This window comes from Roseibium sp. ROS1 (assembly GCF_054658215.1).
In genome coordinates this window covers 1,768,620-1,781,916 of sequence record NZ_BAAGIG010000002.1, presented here as the reverse complement: position 1 = coordinate 1,781,916, position 13,297 = coordinate 1,768,620, and the positions used below count along the sequence as shown (strand labels likewise).

The 13,297-nt window shown below is 58.5% G+C and carries 26 protein-coding genes; all 26 read left to right on the top strand.

The window, feature by feature from the left end; translation table 11 throughout:
* Positions 1-714: EF-Tu C-terminal domain-related protein (locus tag ACYQ6M_RS16210; protein WP_460074615.1), on the top strand; the 714-nt coding region annotated here is incomplete at its 5' end.
* A gap of 73 nt (positions 715-787) precedes the next feature.
* Positions 788-1,096 carry a 30S ribosomal protein S10 gene (gene rpsJ / locus ACYQ6M_RS16205; protein WP_006936455.1) on the top strand — a complete coding sequence of 103 codons (309 nt, stop codon included), beginning with the start codon at positions 788-790 and terminating at the stop codon, positions 1,094-1,096.
* 23 nt (positions 1,097-1,119) lie between these two features.
* On the top strand, positions 1,120-1,830 hold the full coding sequence (gene rplC / locus ACYQ6M_RS16200; RefSeq protein WP_031268311.1) for a 50S ribosomal protein L3: 711 nt from the start codon (positions 1,120-1,122) through the stop codon (positions 1,828-1,830).
* The gene (gene rplD, locus ACYQ6M_RS16195; RefSeq protein WP_055654717.1) at positions 1,830-2,450 is read left to right on the top strand and encodes a 50S ribosomal protein L4; all 621 of its coding nucleotides are present in this window, start codon (positions 1,830-1,832) and stop codon (positions 2,448-2,450) included. The genes rplC and rplD overlap by 1 nt, the downstream gene beginning before the upstream one ends.
* Positions 2,447-2,740: a 50S ribosomal protein L23 gene (locus ACYQ6M_RS16190; RefSeq protein WP_006936452.1), complete on the top strand. Its 294-nt coding sequence runs from the start codon at positions 2,447-2,449 to the stop codon at positions 2,738-2,740. The genes rplD and ACYQ6M_RS16190 overlap by 4 nt, the downstream gene beginning before the upstream one ends.
* An 18-nt stretch (positions 2,741-2,758) precedes the next feature.
* The gene (rplB, locus tag ACYQ6M_RS16185) at positions 2,759-3,589 is read left to right on the top strand and encodes a 50S ribosomal protein L2 (protein WP_055654715.1); all 831 of its coding nucleotides are present in this window, start codon (positions 2,759-2,761) and stop codon (positions 3,587-3,589) included.
* Positions 3,590-3,601: 12 nt separating this feature from the next.
* Positions 3,602-3,880 carry a 30S ribosomal protein S19 gene (rpsS, locus tag ACYQ6M_RS16180; RefSeq protein ID WP_022998243.1) on the top strand — a complete coding sequence of 93 codons (279 nt, stop codon included), beginning with the start codon at positions 3,602-3,604 and terminating at the stop codon, positions 3,878-3,880.
* Positions 3,881-3,882: 2 nt separating this feature from the next.
* Complete coding sequence (gene rplV / locus ACYQ6M_RS16175; RefSeq protein WP_006936449.1) at positions 3,883-4,263, top strand: 50S ribosomal protein L22; 381 nt, start codon at positions 3,883-3,885, stop codon at positions 4,261-4,263.
* Positions 4,263-4,991: a 30S ribosomal protein S3 gene (gene rpsC, locus ACYQ6M_RS16170; protein ID WP_006936448.1), complete on the top strand. Its 729-nt coding sequence runs from the start codon at positions 4,263-4,265 to the stop codon at positions 4,989-4,991. Before rplV ends, rpsC begins: the two co-directional genes overlap by 1 nt.
* A 47-nt stretch (positions 4,992-5,038) precedes the next feature.
* Complete coding sequence (gene rplP, locus ACYQ6M_RS16165; protein WP_022998244.1) at positions 5,039-5,452, top strand: 50S ribosomal protein L16; 414 nt, start codon at positions 5,039-5,041, stop codon at positions 5,450-5,452.
* Between the two features lie 21 nt (positions 5,453-5,473).
* Positions 5,474-5,674, top strand: coding sequence for a 50S ribosomal protein L29 (gene rpmC / locus ACYQ6M_RS16160; protein ID WP_006936445.1), 201 nt, complete (start codon positions 5,474-5,476; stop codon positions 5,672-5,674).
* 10 nt (positions 5,675-5,684) lie between these two features.
* Positions 5,685-5,915 carry a 30S ribosomal protein S17 gene (gene rpsQ / locus ACYQ6M_RS16155; protein WP_022998245.1) on the top strand — a complete coding sequence of 77 codons (231 nt, stop codon included), beginning with the start codon at positions 5,685-5,687 and terminating at the stop codon, positions 5,913-5,915.
* A 69-nt stretch (positions 5,916-5,984) separates the two neighbouring features.
* A complete protein-coding gene (rplN, locus tag ACYQ6M_RS16150) occupies positions 5,985-6,353 on the top strand; it encodes a 50S ribosomal protein L14 (protein ID WP_006936443.1) in 369 nt (122 codons plus the stop codon).
* Complete coding sequence (gene rplX / locus ACYQ6M_RS16145) at positions 6,353-6,670, top strand: 50S ribosomal protein L24 (protein WP_006936441.1); 318 nt, start codon at positions 6,353-6,355, stop codon at positions 6,668-6,670. Before rplN ends, rplX begins: the two co-directional genes overlap by 1 nt.
* Positions 6,663-7,220, top strand: a complete 558-nt coding sequence (gene rplE, locus ACYQ6M_RS16140; protein WP_022998246.1) for a 50S ribosomal protein L5 — start codon at positions 6,663-6,665, stop codon at positions 7,218-7,220. The genes rplX and rplE overlap by 8 nt, the downstream gene beginning before the upstream one ends.
* Positions 7,221-7,241: 21 nt before the next feature.
* The gene (rpsN, locus tag ACYQ6M_RS16135) at positions 7,242-7,547 is read left to right on the top strand and encodes a 30S ribosomal protein S14 (protein ID WP_006936439.1); all 306 of its coding nucleotides are present in this window, start codon (positions 7,242-7,244) and stop codon (positions 7,545-7,547) included.
* A gap of 12 nt (positions 7,548-7,559) precedes the next feature.
* Entirely contained in the window at positions 7,560-7,958 is a 399-nt protein-coding gene (gene rpsH, locus ACYQ6M_RS16130) for a 30S ribosomal protein S8 (RefSeq protein ID WP_006936438.1), read from the top strand.
* A gap of 41 nt (positions 7,959-7,999) precedes the next feature.
* Positions 8,000-8,533 carry a 50S ribosomal protein L6 gene (gene rplF, locus ACYQ6M_RS16125; protein ID WP_022998247.1) on the top strand — a complete coding sequence of 178 codons (534 nt, stop codon included), beginning with the start codon at positions 8,000-8,002 and terminating at the stop codon, positions 8,531-8,533.
* A 12-nt stretch (positions 8,534-8,545) separates the two neighbouring features.
* Entirely contained in the window at positions 8,546-8,908 is a 363-nt protein-coding gene (gene rplR, locus ACYQ6M_RS16120) for a 50S ribosomal protein L18 (protein ID WP_022998248.1), read from the top strand.
* Positions 8,909-8,949: 41 nt separating this feature from the next.
* Complete coding sequence (rpsE, locus tag ACYQ6M_RS16115; protein ID WP_006936434.1) at positions 8,950-9,516, top strand: 30S ribosomal protein S5; 567 nt, start codon at positions 8,950-8,952, stop codon at positions 9,514-9,516.
* 41 nt (positions 9,517-9,557) lie between these two features.
* Positions 9,558-9,755 (top strand): 50S ribosomal protein L30, encoded by a 198-nt coding sequence (gene rpmD / locus ACYQ6M_RS16110; RefSeq protein WP_006936433.1) that lies wholly within the window; start codon positions 9,558-9,560, stop codon positions 9,753-9,755.
* 23 nt (positions 9,756-9,778) lie between these two features.
* Entirely contained in the window at positions 9,779-10,246 is a 468-nt protein-coding gene (rplO, locus tag ACYQ6M_RS16105; protein ID WP_229004084.1) for a 50S ribosomal protein L15, read from the top strand.
* 47 nt (positions 10,247-10,293) lie between these two features.
* Positions 10,294-11,625 (top strand): preprotein translocase subunit SecY, encoded by a 1,332-nt coding sequence (gene secY, locus ACYQ6M_RS16100; RefSeq protein WP_022998250.1) that lies wholly within the window; start codon positions 10,294-10,296, stop codon positions 11,623-11,625.
* Positions 11,622-12,218: an adenylate kinase gene (locus ACYQ6M_RS16095; RefSeq protein WP_075284704.1), complete on the top strand. Its 597-nt coding sequence runs from the start codon at positions 11,622-11,624 to the stop codon at positions 12,216-12,218. Before secY ends, ACYQ6M_RS16095 begins: the two co-directional genes overlap by 4 nt.
* Positions 12,219-12,397: 179 nt before the next feature.
* Positions 12,398-12,766: a 30S ribosomal protein S13 gene (rpsM, locus tag ACYQ6M_RS16090; RefSeq protein WP_031268319.1), complete on the top strand. Its 369-nt coding sequence runs from the start codon at positions 12,398-12,400 to the stop codon at positions 12,764-12,766.
* A gap of 71 nt (positions 12,767-12,837) precedes the next feature.
* Positions 12,838-13,227, top strand: coding sequence for a 30S ribosomal protein S11 (gene rpsK / locus ACYQ6M_RS16085; RefSeq protein ID WP_006936427.1), 390 nt, complete (start codon positions 12,838-12,840; stop codon positions 13,225-13,227).
* The last annotated feature ends 70 nt before the right edge of the window (positions 13,228-13,297 follow it).

Here is a 13,297-nt window from a genome sequence, read left to right as displayed (position 1 = left end):
TCCTACGAATTCCCGGGCGACGACATTCCGATCGTCAAGGGTTCTGCACTGGCAGCCGTTGAAAACCGCGATCCGGCCATCGGCCGCGATGCGATCCGTGAGCTGATGGCTCAGGTCGACGCGTACATCCCGACCCCGGAGCGTCCGAAGGACCTTCCGTTCCTGATGCCGATCGAAGACGTCTTCTCGATCTCCGGCCGTGGTACGGTTGTGACCGGTCGTGTTGAGCGCGGCATCGTGAAGGTTGGCGAAGAAGTCGAAATCGTCGGCATCAAGGACACGCAGAAGACCACGGTCACCGGCGTTGAAATGTTCCGCAAGCTGCTGGACAGCGGCGAAGCAGGCGACAACATCGGCGCGCTGATCCGCGGTATCGCACGTGAAGACGTTGAGCGTGGCCAGGTTCTTTGCAAGCCGGGTACTGTTACCCCGCACACGAAGTTCAAGGCCGAGGCTTACATCCTCACCAAGGAAGAAGGTGGTCGTCACACCCCGTTCTTCACCAACTACCGCCCGCAGTTCTACTTCCGTACGACGGACGTGACCGGTGTGGTGTCCCTGCCGGAAGGCACGGAAATGGTGATGCCGGGCGACAACGTCTCCGTCGAGGTTGAGCTGATCGTGCCGATCGCCATGGAAGAAGGCCTGCGCTTCGCTATCCGCGAAGGTGGCCGTACCGTCGGCGCTGGCGTCGTCGCATCCATCATCGAATAATCGACAGCCGGGCCTGCCGGTGACTTTCAAGTGAAACGCGGGCAGGCCCGCAGTCTTATTGGGAACAACAACAATGAACGGTCAGAATATCCGGATCCGCCTGAAGGCGTTTGACCACCGTATTCTCGACGCCTCCACCAAGGAGATCGTCAATACGGCCAAGCGGACCGGTGCTCAGGTACGGGGTCCCGTGCCGCTGCCGACGCGGATCGAGAAGTACACGGTGCTTCGCGGGCCGCATATCGATAAGAAAAGCCGCGATCAGTTCGAGATGCGTACGCATAAGCGCCTTCTCGATATCGTTGATCCGACGCCCCAGACGGTGGACGCGCTCATGAAGCTCGACCTCGCCGCTGGTGTCGACGTCGAGATCAAGCTCTAAGCCGGGTCGAAGGGGACACATCCATGCGTTCTGGAGTGATCGCTCAGAAAGTGGGCATGACCCGCATCTATAACGATGCAGGCGAGCATGTTCCGGTCACCGTTCTGCGGCTGGAAAATTGCCAGGTGGTTGCCCACCGCACTGACGAAAAAAATGGTTACACTGCGCTGCAGCTCGGTGCAGGTACCCGTAAAGTAAAGAATACGCCGAAGGCACTGCGTGGCCACTTTGCTGTTGCAAAGGTTGAGCCGAAGCGGACCGTGGCCGAATTCCGCGTTTCCGCGGAAAACCTGATCGACGTTGGCGCGGAACTGACCGCTGACCACTACGTCGAAGGCCAGTTTGTCGACGTGACCGGCACTTCTATCGGTAAGGGTTTTGCCGGTGCCATGAAGCGTCACAACTTCGGTGGTGGCCGTGCATCGCACGGTAACTCGATCTCGCACCGTTCGCACGGTTCTACCGGTCAGTGTCAGGACCCGGGCCGCGTGTTCAAGGGCAAGAAAATGGCCGGTCACATGGGTGATGCCCGCGTGACCACGCAGAACCTGAAGGTTGTGCGCACTGATGTTGAGCGTGGCCTGATCATGGTCGAGGGCTCTGTTCCGGGCGCCAAGGGCGGCTGGATCCTGGTCCGCGACGCGATCAAAAAGGCGCTGCCGGAAAACGTTCCGGTTCCGGGTGCTTTCAAAGCAACCGAAGCGACTGCGGCCGCCGGGAAGGAGAGTGAGTGATGGAACTCCAGGTCAAGACCCTCGAAGGTGGGGCGGCCGGTTCGATCACGGTGTCTGACGAGATCTTCGGTCTCGAGCCGCGCACCGATTTGATCCACCGTGTGGTGCGTTGGCAGTTGGCCAAGCGCCAGGCAGGTACCCACAAGGCACTGGGCCGTTCGGAAGTTTCCGGCACGACGAAGAAATTCGTCCGTCAGAAAGGTTCCGGCGGTGCACGTCACGGCAACAAGAAGGCCCCGCAGTTCCGCGGTGGTGGTAAGGCATTCGGCCCGATCGTTCGCGATCACAGCCATGACCTGCCGAAGAAGGTTCGCGCCCTCGGCCTGAAGCATGCCCTGTCGGCGAAAGCCAAGACAGACAGCATCGTTATTGTCGAAGACGCAAAGGCAGCCGAAGCAAAGACCAAGGCGCTCAAGGCACAGCTGACCAAGCTCGGCCTGACCAGCGCTCTGATCATTGACGGCGCCGAGGTCGATGCAAACTTCGCTCTGGCATCCCGCAACATTCCGCATCTGGATGTGCTGCCGGTACAGGGCATCAACGTTTACGACATCCTGCGTGCCAACACCCTGGTGTTGACGAAGGCTGCGGTGTCCGCACTTGAGGAGCGCTTTAAATGAGCAAACTTCCTCACTACGACAAAATCGTCGGCCCGGTAATCACCGAAAAGTCGACGATGGCTTCCGAAGAGAACAAGGTTGTCTTCAAAGTTGCTAACGATGCAACGAAGCCGGAAATCAAGGCCGCAGTCGAAGCGCTGTTCGGTGTAAAGGTCACGGCAGTGAACACCCTGGTCCGCAAGGGCAAGGTCAAGCGCTTCCGCGGTCGCATCGGCCGTCAGTCCGACTACAAGAAGGCCGTCGTTACGCTGCAGGAAGGTCACGCAATCGACGTGACCACCGGGCTCTAAGACGGGGACTTAAGAAAAATGGCACTTAAGACATTCAACCCGACGTCCCCAGGCCGCCGTCAGCTGGTTCAAGTTGATCGCTCTGGTCTGTGGAAAGGCAAGCCGGTCAAGACCCTGACCGAAGGCCTGTCCAAGTCCGGTGGCCGCAACAACGCCGGCCGCCTGACGTCTCCGAACCGCGGTGGCGGTCACAAGCGGTCTTACCGTCTTGTCGACTTCAAGCGCCGTAAATGGGACGTTCCGGCAACGGTCGAGCGCCTTGAATACGATCCGAACCGGACCGCATTCATTGCACTCATCCGTTACGAAGACGGTGAACTGAGCTACATCCTGGCGCCGCAGCGCCTGGCTGCTGGTGATACCGTCATCGCCGGTGAATCCGTCGACGTGAAACCGGGCAATGCCGCGCCGCTGGCTCGCATTCCGGTTGGTACGATCGTGCACAATGTCGAGCTGAAGCCGGGCAAAGGCGCCCAGATCGCTCGTTCGGCAGGTGCGTTCGTTCAGATCGTCGGCCGCGACCAGGGCTACACCACGCTGCGCCTGATGTCTGGCGAGCAGCGCCGTGTGCTCGGAACCTGCATGGCTTCCATTGGCGCCGTGTCCAACCCGGACCACGCCAACGTTAACCTGGGTAAAGCAGGCCGTTCCCGCTGGCTTGGCATTCGTCCGCATACTCGCGGTGTTGCCATGAACCCGATCGACCACCCGCACGGTGGTGGTGAAGGCAGGACCTCCGGCGGTCGTCATCCGGTTACTCCTTGGGGTAAACCGACCAAAGGTAAGCGTACGCGGCGCAATAAGCAGACTGATAAGTTTATCGTCCGCAGCCGTCACGCGAAGAAGTAAAGGGCAAGGATCGTGGCACGTTCGATCTGGAAAGGTCCGTTTGTCGACGGGTATCTGCTGAAGAAAGCGGACAAGGTCCGTGAGTCCGGCCGGAACGAGGTCATCAAGACCTGGAGCCGCCGCTCTACCATCCTGCCGCAGTTCGTCGGTTTGACCTTCGGCGTCTACAACGGTCAAAAGCACGTTCCGGTGCTGGTGTCTGAGGAAATGATCGGTCACAAGTTCGGTGAGTTCTCGCCGAGCCGGACCTATTATGGACACGGCGCCGACAAGAAGGCGAAGAGGAAGTAACGATGGGCAAGCCGAAGCGTGAGCGGACGCTCGCTGACAATGAGGCCCGGGCAATGACCCGCATGCTGCGCGTTTCCCCGCGCAAGCTGAACCTCGTTGCGGCTTCGATCCGTGGCAAAAAAGTCGGTTCCGCGATCGCGGACCTGACATTCTCCCGCAAGCGCATTGCGCAGGACGTCAAGAAAACCTTGATGTCGGCCATTGCCAACGCGGAAAACAACCATGACCTGGACATCGACAACCTGGTGGTTGCTGAAGCACATGTCGGCAAGGCATTTGTGATCAAGCGGTTCCAGGCCCGTGCACGCGGTCGTGTTGGCCGGATCGAGAAGCCGTTCTCGAACCTGACCATCGTCGTGCGCGAAGTTGAGGAGACTGCCTGATGGGACATAAGACAAACCCGATCGGCATGCGCCTCGGGATCAACCGCACCTGGGACAGCCGCTGGTACGCGAACAAGAACGAATACGGCGATCTTCTGCACGAAGATTTCCGCATCCGTGAGCTCCTGCTGAAGGAACTGAAGCAGGCTGCCGTGTCCAAGGTTGTTATCGAACGCCCGCACAAAAAGTGCCGTGTGTCCATTCACTCCGGTCGTCCGGGTGTGGTCATCGGTAAAAAGGGTGCCGATATCGAGCGTCTTCGCAAGAAGATCGCCGACATTACCAATTCCGAAGTGCATCTCAACATCGTTGAAGTGCGCAAGCCGGAAATCGACGCGACCCTGGTCGCCCAGTCGATTGCCCAGCAGCTGGAACGCCGCGTTGCTTTCCGTCGCGCCATGAAGCGGGCCGTTCAGTCCGCCATGCGTCTCGGTGCACAGGGCATCCGTATCAACTGCGGTGGCCGTCTCGGCGGTGCGGAAATTGCGCGTATCGAATGGTACCGCGAAGGCCGCGTCCCGCTTCACACGCTGCGTGCAGACATCGACTACGGTGTTGCAAGCGCTCACACGGCTTACGGCGTGTGCGGTGTGAAGGTCTGGATCTTCAAGGGTGAAATTCTGGAACACGATCCGATGGCGTCTGAGCGCCGTGCGACCGCTGCTTCCGAAGGCAACCAGGGTGATCGCGGCGGACGCCGGGATCGGGGCCGCGAGCGCGCAGCTTAATTCAAGCTGCCTGCCGCTCGTAACTTAAGAAAGACGAGAGAAGAACGATGCTGCAACCGAAGCGCACAAAGTTCCGCAAGCAGCACAAGGGCCGCATCCACGGCTTGTCGAAGGGAGGCACTGACCTCAACTTCGGCGCATTCGGTCTGAAGGCGATTGAGCCGGAGCGTGTTACGGCACGTCAGATCGAAGCGGCCCGCCGTGCTATGACCCGCCACATGAAGCGTGCGGGTCGTGTTTGGATCCGCATCTTCCCGGACGTCCCGGTTTCCTCGAAACCTGCTGAAGTCCGCATGGGTAAAGGTAAGGGTTCTCCGGATTACTGGGCTTGCCGTGTCAAGCCAGGCCGGATCATGTTCGAAATCGACGGTGTGCCGGAAGACATTGCGCGTGAAGCCATGCGTCTTGCTGCAGCCAAACTGCCGATCAAGTGCCGCTTCGTTCAGCGTATCGGCGAGTAGGGCAGGCGAGGAGTTAGAGCCATGAAGGCTACCGATGTACGGGCTAAGACCCTCGACGAGCTCCGCAGTGAGCTTGAAGGCCTGAAGAAAGAGCAGTTCAACCTGCGCTTCCAGCGGGCTACGGGTCAGCTTGAAAACACTGCGCGTGTCCGGCAGATCCGCCGTGATATCGCGCGTATCCAGACGATCATGCGCGAAAAGCGCGTGTCGGCGAACGCGTAAGGAGACGGCCATGCCGAAGCGTATCCTGCAGGGCACCGTTGTCAGCGACGCCAATGACAAGACGGTGACGGTGAATGTGGAGCGTCGCTTCACGCACCCGCTGCTGAAGAAGACTGTGCGCCGGACCAAGAAGTACCGCGCACACGACGAAACCAACCAGTACAAGGTTGGCGACATTGTTCAGATCGAAGAATGCGCGCCGATCTCTAAAAACAAACGTTGGACCGTGGTCGCTCAGTGACCGCGCTCCATTCAGTGAGCATCAGGCGCCCGTGACCCGAGCGCCATCAGAAGAACAAGGCAGCCAGTCATGATTCAGATGCAAACAAACCTCGACGTCGCGGATAATTCCGGCGCTCGTCGTGTCATGTGCATCAAAGTGCTCGGCGGCTCCAAGCGTAAATATGCCCAGGTAGGCGACATCATCGTCGTCTCCGTGAAAGAGGCAATTCCGCGGGGCCGCGTTAAGAAGGGCGACGTGATGAAGGCTGTCGTCGTGCGCACGGCAAAGGATATCCGCCGTCCCGATGGCAGCGTGATCCGGTTCGACCGCAATGCGGCCGTGCTGGTCAACAACAACAAGGAGCCGATCGGCACCCGTATCTTCGGACCGGTACCGCGTGAACTCCGTGCAAAGAACCATATGAAAATCATTTCGCTCGCGCCGGAGGTGCTCTGATGGCTGCGAAAATTAAAAAAGGCGACACGGTGGTTGTGCTGACCGGCCGTGACAAGGGTAAGTCCGGCGAAGTCATCCAGATGCTGCCGGCTGACAACAAGGCCCTGGTCCGCGGCATCAACATGGTTCGCCGCCACCAGAAGCAGACCCAGACGCAGGAAGCAGGCATCGTGGCCAAGGAAGCCCCGATTCACCTTTCCAACGTTGCACTGGCCGATCCGAAGGACGGCAAGGCGACCCGCGTCGGCTTCAAAGTGCAGGACGATGGCACCAAGGTCCGTGTGGCCAAGCGTTCGGGAGACCTGATCGATGGCTGAGACCACTAACGTGCCGCGTCTCAAGACGCATTATGACGAAGTTGTGCGCAAACAGCTTCTGGAGAAGTTCCAGTACAAGAACGTCATGCAGGTTCCGCAGCTGGAAAAGATTGTCCTCAACGTCGGTGTCGGCGAAGCGGTCAGCGATTCCAAGAAGGCGCGTATCGCAGCTGACGACCTGGCACTGATTGCCGGTCAGAAGCCGGTGATCACCAAAGCGAAAAAGTCGATCGCAACCTTCAAGGTTCGCGAAGGCATGCCGCTTGGTGCAAAGGTTACCCTGCGCCGCCAGCAGATGTTCGAATTTCTGGACCGTCTGATCACCATCGCGCTTCCGCGTGTACGTGACTTCCGTGGTCTGAACCCGAAGAGCTTCGACGGTCGCGGCAACTACGCCATGGGCATCAAAGAACACATCGTGTTCCCGGAAATCGAGTACGACAAGGTCGACCAGATCTGGGGCATGGACGTGATCATCTGCACCACGGCGCCGAATGACGATGAAGCACGCGAGCTTCTGCGCGCGTTCAACTTCCCGTTCACGAAGTAACGGGCAAGGAAGGGATCGACGATGGCGAAGAAAAGCGCAATCGAGAAGAACAAGCGCCGCGAGAAGCTTGTAAAGAAATACGCTGAGAAGCGCGCTGCCCTGAAGGCACTGGCTAAAGATGAAAGCCTGTCCCTGGAAGAGCGGTACAACGCACGCCTGAAGCTGGCAAAATTGCCGCGGAATTCCGCGCCGAACCGTGTTCGCAACCGTTGCGAAGTGTCCGGCCGTCCGCGCGGTTTTTACCGCAAGCTGAAGATGTCGCGTATTGCGCTTCGTGAACTGGGCTCCCTGGGTAAGATCCCGGGCCTGGTCAAGTCGAGCTGGTAAGGAGAAACTCCGATGGCAATTTCTGATCCGTTGGGGGATATGCTGACCCGCATTCGCAACGCGCAGATGCGTCGCAAGAACAAGGTCAGTTCACCAAATTCCAAATTGCGCGCACATGTACTTGATGTGCTCGCAAAAGAGGGGTACATCCGTGGCTACACCACGGTTGAATACGAGGGCGGTAAGTCCGAGTTGGAAATCGAACTGAAGTATTTCGACGGTGAACCGGTTATCCGCACGATTGAACGTGTGTCCAAGCCGGGCCGCCGCGTGTACTCGTCGGTGAAAAACATCCCGCATGTCTCTAATGGCCTGGGCGTGTCGATCATTTCGACTCCGCGTGGTGTCATGAGCGACCATCAGGCGCGGGACGAAAACGTAGGTGGTGAGGTTCTTTGCCGCGTCTTCTGATGCGGCATCCTCACTTTTAAAACAACGACAAGGTTGGTCATATGTCTCGTATTGGCAAAAAGCCAGTCCCCGTGCCAAGCGGGGTAACGGCATCGATCGACGGTCAGACTGTTACGATCAAGGGCCCGAAAGGCGAAAAGTCTTTCGTGCTCAATGATCTTGTTCTGGCCGAAATGACGGATGATGGGATCAAAATCGATCCGTGCAACAGCTCCAAGCCGGCTCGCTCCATGTGGGGCATGAGCCGCACCATGGTCGCGAACCTGATCACTGGCGTAACCGAGGGCTTCAAGAAAGACCTCGCCATCACCGGTGTCGGTTATCGCGCTCAGGTCCAGGGCAAGAACCTTCAGCTGGCGCTCGGTTTCTCTCATGACGTTGTCTATCCGATCCCGGATGGTATCGATATCGTGTGCCCGAAACCCACGGAAATCAACATCACCGGTACCGACAAACAGCGCGTCGGTCAGGTTGCTGCTGAAATTCGTGAATTCCGCCCGCCGGAGCCCTACAAGGGCAAAGGCGTTCGTTATGCAGGCGAGTTCATCGTCCGCAAAGAAGGCAAGAAGAAGTAACGGACCCAGATCATGGCGAACAGCAAACAAGCTTTCGAGCGCCGCCGCGATCGCGTGCGCCGTTCGATTCAGAAAGCCGCGAACGGTCGTCCGCGCCTTTCTGTCTTCCGCTCGTCGAAGCAGATCTACGCCCAGATCATCGACGATGCGAAGGGACATACGATTGTCTCTGCTTCAACGATCGAAACAGATCTCAAGAGCAGCCTGAAAACGGGCGCCGACGTCGCTGCAGCCGCAGCCGTTGGCAAGCTTGTCGCCGAGCGTGCTGCTGCCGCTGGCGTAAAGCAGGTCGTGTTCGACCGTGGCGGGTACCAGTATCATGGGCGCGTAAAAGCGCTTGCTGATGCAGCCCGTGAAGGTGGACTTGAATTCTGACCAGCGCCCGTTGGCGCTCTTAAGAACGGAAGACGTATAATATGGCGAGACAAGAAAATCGCGATCGCGACGAGCGAGACAGCGAATTCGTCGACAAGCTCGTTCACATCAACCGCGTTGCGAAAGTGGTCAAGGGTGGCCGTCGTTTCGGCTTCGCAGCACTCGTTGTGGTTGGTGACCAGAAGGGCCGCGTCGGCTTCGGTCATGGCAAGGCGCGTGAAGTGCCGGAAGCCATCCGTAAGGCAACTGAAGCAGCAAAGCGCACGATGATCCGTGTACCGCTTCGCGAAGGCCGGACCCTCCACCACGATGTGGAAGGCCGTCACGGCGCTGGCAAGGTTCTGCTTCGTGCAGCTCCGGCCGGTACCGGTATCATCGCAGGCGGTCCGATGCGTGCCGTTTTCGAAACGCTCGGCGTCCAGGACGTTGTGGCCAAGTCTCTGGGGACTTCCAACCCCTACAACATGGTGCGTGCAACTTTTGCTGCGCTGACCAAGGAAGACAGCCCGCGTTCCGTCGCTGCCCGCCGTGGCCTGAAGGTCTCTGTGCTGCAGTCCCGCCGTCGTGACAACAACGATGAGGCGGCTTCGGCTGCCGCTGAGGCTTGACCTTAGCGGCTCCGGTCCCCAGCTGAGAGAGGGTATGTTCCATGGCGAACACCGAAAAGACTGTCACGGTCGAACAGATCGGCAGCCCGCTGCGCCGTCCTAAGGACCAGCGCGCGACGCTCGTCGGTCTCGGCCTGAACAAGATGCACCGCCGTTCCACACTGAAGGATACTCCTGAAGTGCGCGGCATGATCAATAAGGTCCAGCATCTCGTTCGCGTCGTCGAAGACAACGCGTAAGAACGGGGTGAGGAGAAACGAACATGAAGCTCAATGAACTTCGTGACAACGAAGGTGCCGTAAAAGACCGCATGCGTGTGGCTCGCGGCATCGGGTCCGGCAAGGGCAAGACTGGTGGCCGTGGTGTCAAAGGTCAGAAGTCCCGTTCCGGCGTTGCCATCAAAGGCTTTGAAGGCGGTCAGATGCCGCTTCACCGCCGTCTGCCGAAGCGCGGCTTCACGAACATTTTTGCCAAGGACTACAACACTGTGTCCGTTGGCCGTGTTCAGAAGGCGATTGATGCAGGCAAGCTGAATGCGTCCGAGACGGTTACCGTCGAAGCGCTGAAGGCAGCAGGCGTTGTCAAGCGGGTCCGTGACGGTGTGCGCATCGTTGCCAACGGTGAACTCACCGCTGCAGTGACCTTTGAAGTTGCCGGTGCCTCCAAGGGCGCTGTTGCAGCGATCGAAAAAGTAGGCGGCAAGGTTGCCGTTCTGGGAGCTCAGGCTTAACAGCCTGGGCTTCACCCATTTCTTGGGCAAGCATTCCGGAGTAGGGCATGGCATCGGCCGCCGAGCAACTGGCGTCAAATCTCAATTTCTCAGCTTTCGCCAAGGCTGAAGAACTCAAAAAGCGCATCTGGTTCACACTGGGGGCGCTTTTGGTTTATCGACTGGGCACTTACATTCCCTTGCCCGGCATCAATCCGGACGCCTTTGCGCAGGCCTTCAATCAGGCCCAGTCCGGCATCATCGGCATGTTCAACATGTTTGCCGGCGGTGCTGTCGAGCGCATGGCGATCTTCGCTCTCGGCATTATGCCGTATATTTCCGCCTCCATTATCATGCAGCTCATGACGACCGTCGTACCGACGCTCGAGCAGATGAAGAAGGAAGGCGAGCAGGGCCGCAAGGTCATCAACCAGTACACGCGCTACGGTACTGTTATCCTGGCGGCTTTCCAGGCTTACGGTATCGCAGTCGGTCTGGAAGGTGCGACCAATGTGGTCGCCGATCCGGGCTGGTTCTTCCGCGCGTCAACTGTCCTGACGCTTGTCGGCGGTACCATGTTCCTGATGTGGCTCGGTGAGCAGATCACATCGCGCGGTATCGGTAACGGTATTTCGCTGATCATCTTTGCCGGCATTGTCGCCGGTCTGCCGGTCGCGCTGGTCAATGTGCTTGAACTCGGTCGCCAGGGTTCAATGTCGACGATCCTGATACTCGGCATCCTGATACTGGCTGTCGTGGTGATCGCACTGATCGTGTTCATGGAACGGGCTCAGCGCAGACTGCTGATTCAGTATCCGAAGCGCCAGATGGGCAACCGCATGTTCGAGGGCAACACCTCGTTCCTGCCGCTCAAGCTCAACACTGCTGGTGTGATTCCGCCGATCTTCGCTTCTTCCCTCTTGCTGGTCCCTGCCACCATCGGCGGCTTCAGTCAGGGTTCGGGCAATGAGTGGCTGACGTATATCACTGCGGCGCTTGGTCACGGCCAGCCGTTGTTCATGGTGTTCTACGCAGCGATGATCGTGTTCTTCTGTTTCTTCTATACCGCGATCGTTTTCAATCCGAGCGACACTGCGGACAACCTGAAGAAACACGGTGGTTTCATTCCCGGGATCCGTCCCGGCGAGCGTACAGCGCAGTATATCGACTACGTTCTGACGCGCATTACGGTGGTCGGTGCAATTTACATCACCGTCGTTTGTCTATTACCCGAATTCCTTATTTCGGCGACAGGCGTTCCGTTCTATTTCGGTGGCACCTCTTTGTTGATTGTCGTAAGCGTGACGATGGATACCGTGTCACAGATCCAAGGGCATTTGCTTGCGCACCAATATGAGGGTCTGGTGAAAAAAGCGAAATTAAGTGGGAGGCGTCGATGAGGCTTATTCTGGTTGGACCGCCAGGAGCGGGGAAGGGGACACAGGCCGCGCACCTCGTTGCGAAATACGCGATCCCGCAGCTCTCCACCGGAGACATGCTGCGGGCCGCAGTGGCCGCCCAGACCCCGGTAGGCGTTAAAGCCAAGGAAGTCATGGACGCAGGTGGCCTCGTGTCGGATGAGATCGTTGTCGGTATCATCCGCGACCGGATTGCCGAAGAAGATGCCAAAAACGGATTCATTCTTGATGGTTTTCCCCGCACGCTCGCCCAGGCCGAAGCGCTTGACGAGATGCTGGAAGCAAACAGCCTCAAGCTGAACGCCGTCATCGAACTGCGTGTTGACCAGTCGAAGCTGGTCGATCGGATCATCAAGCGCGCCGCTGATGCACAGGCTGCTGGTCAGCCCGTGCGCAAGGACGATGATCCGGAAGTCTTCAAGCAACGCCTTGAAGCCTACAACCGCGATACCGCAGTTGTTGTGCCGTATTACGAGAAGACAGGTCTTCTTTCCGTGATTGACGGCATGCAGTCCATTGATGAAGTAACGGCTTCAATAGATTCCGTTCTTCAAGGACTTGACGAAAAGGTTTAGAGCCGTTAAACGACCCGCTCTACCTTACAGTTAAGCCGGTTCCATGTAAGTGGGGCCGGCATTCTCTGTGCCGGGGTTACCCCGGCATTTTCGTACCCGCAAGGGCCGGACTCCACCGGACGCGGGCATTACAACCTGCGGCAAGACCATGGTCTCGCCGCGTAATCATGGAGACGAACGTGGCACGTATTGCTGGCGTTAACATCCCGACGAACAAGCGCGTTGTCATCGCGCTTCAGTACATTCACGGCATCGGCGCGAAGTTCGCGCAGGAAATCATCGAGAAGAACAACATCGATGCTGCCCGCCGTGTGAACGAGCTTTCCGACGCAGAAGTTCTGTCCATCCGCGAAACCATCGACCGCGATTACCTCGTTGAAGGTGACCTGCGTCGTGAGACCGCGATGAACATCAAGCGTCTGATGGACCTTGGCTGCTACCGCGGCCTGCGTCACCGTCGCGGCCTGCCGGTTCGCGGTCAGCGGACGCACACGAACGCACGTACCCGCAAGGGTCCGGCTAAACCGATCGCTGGTAAGAAGAAGTAATTACCCTGCCTCGATTGGTGGTGGAGCTGCCGGCATTACGGCAGTGACGAGATCAAAACAAGGATAAGAGAATGGCTAAAGACACGACGCGCGTGCGTCGCCGCGAACGCAAGAACATCTCTTCTGGCGTCGCGCATGTGAACTCCACGTTCAACAACACCATGATCACGATCACCGACGCACAGGGCAACGCGATCTCCTGGTCGTCCGCCGGTGCGCTCGGTTTCAAAGGTTCCCGTAAGTCCACTCCGTATGCTGCCCAGGTTGCTGCGGAAGACGCTGCGAAAAAAGCTGCCGAGCACGGCATGCGCACCCTGGAAGTGGAAGTGCGCGGTCCGGGTTCCGGTCGTGAATCTGCTCTGCGTGCCCTGCAGGCCGCTGGTTTCCTGATCACGTCCATCCGTGACGTGACGCCGATTCCGCACAACGGCTGCCGTCCGCGCAAGCGTCGCCGCGTCTAAGGCTTCCCAGCTTTAGGTACTTGTTTCTCCAAATGGCAAAGAATGGCCTGGCGCTGATCCGCCGGGCGGG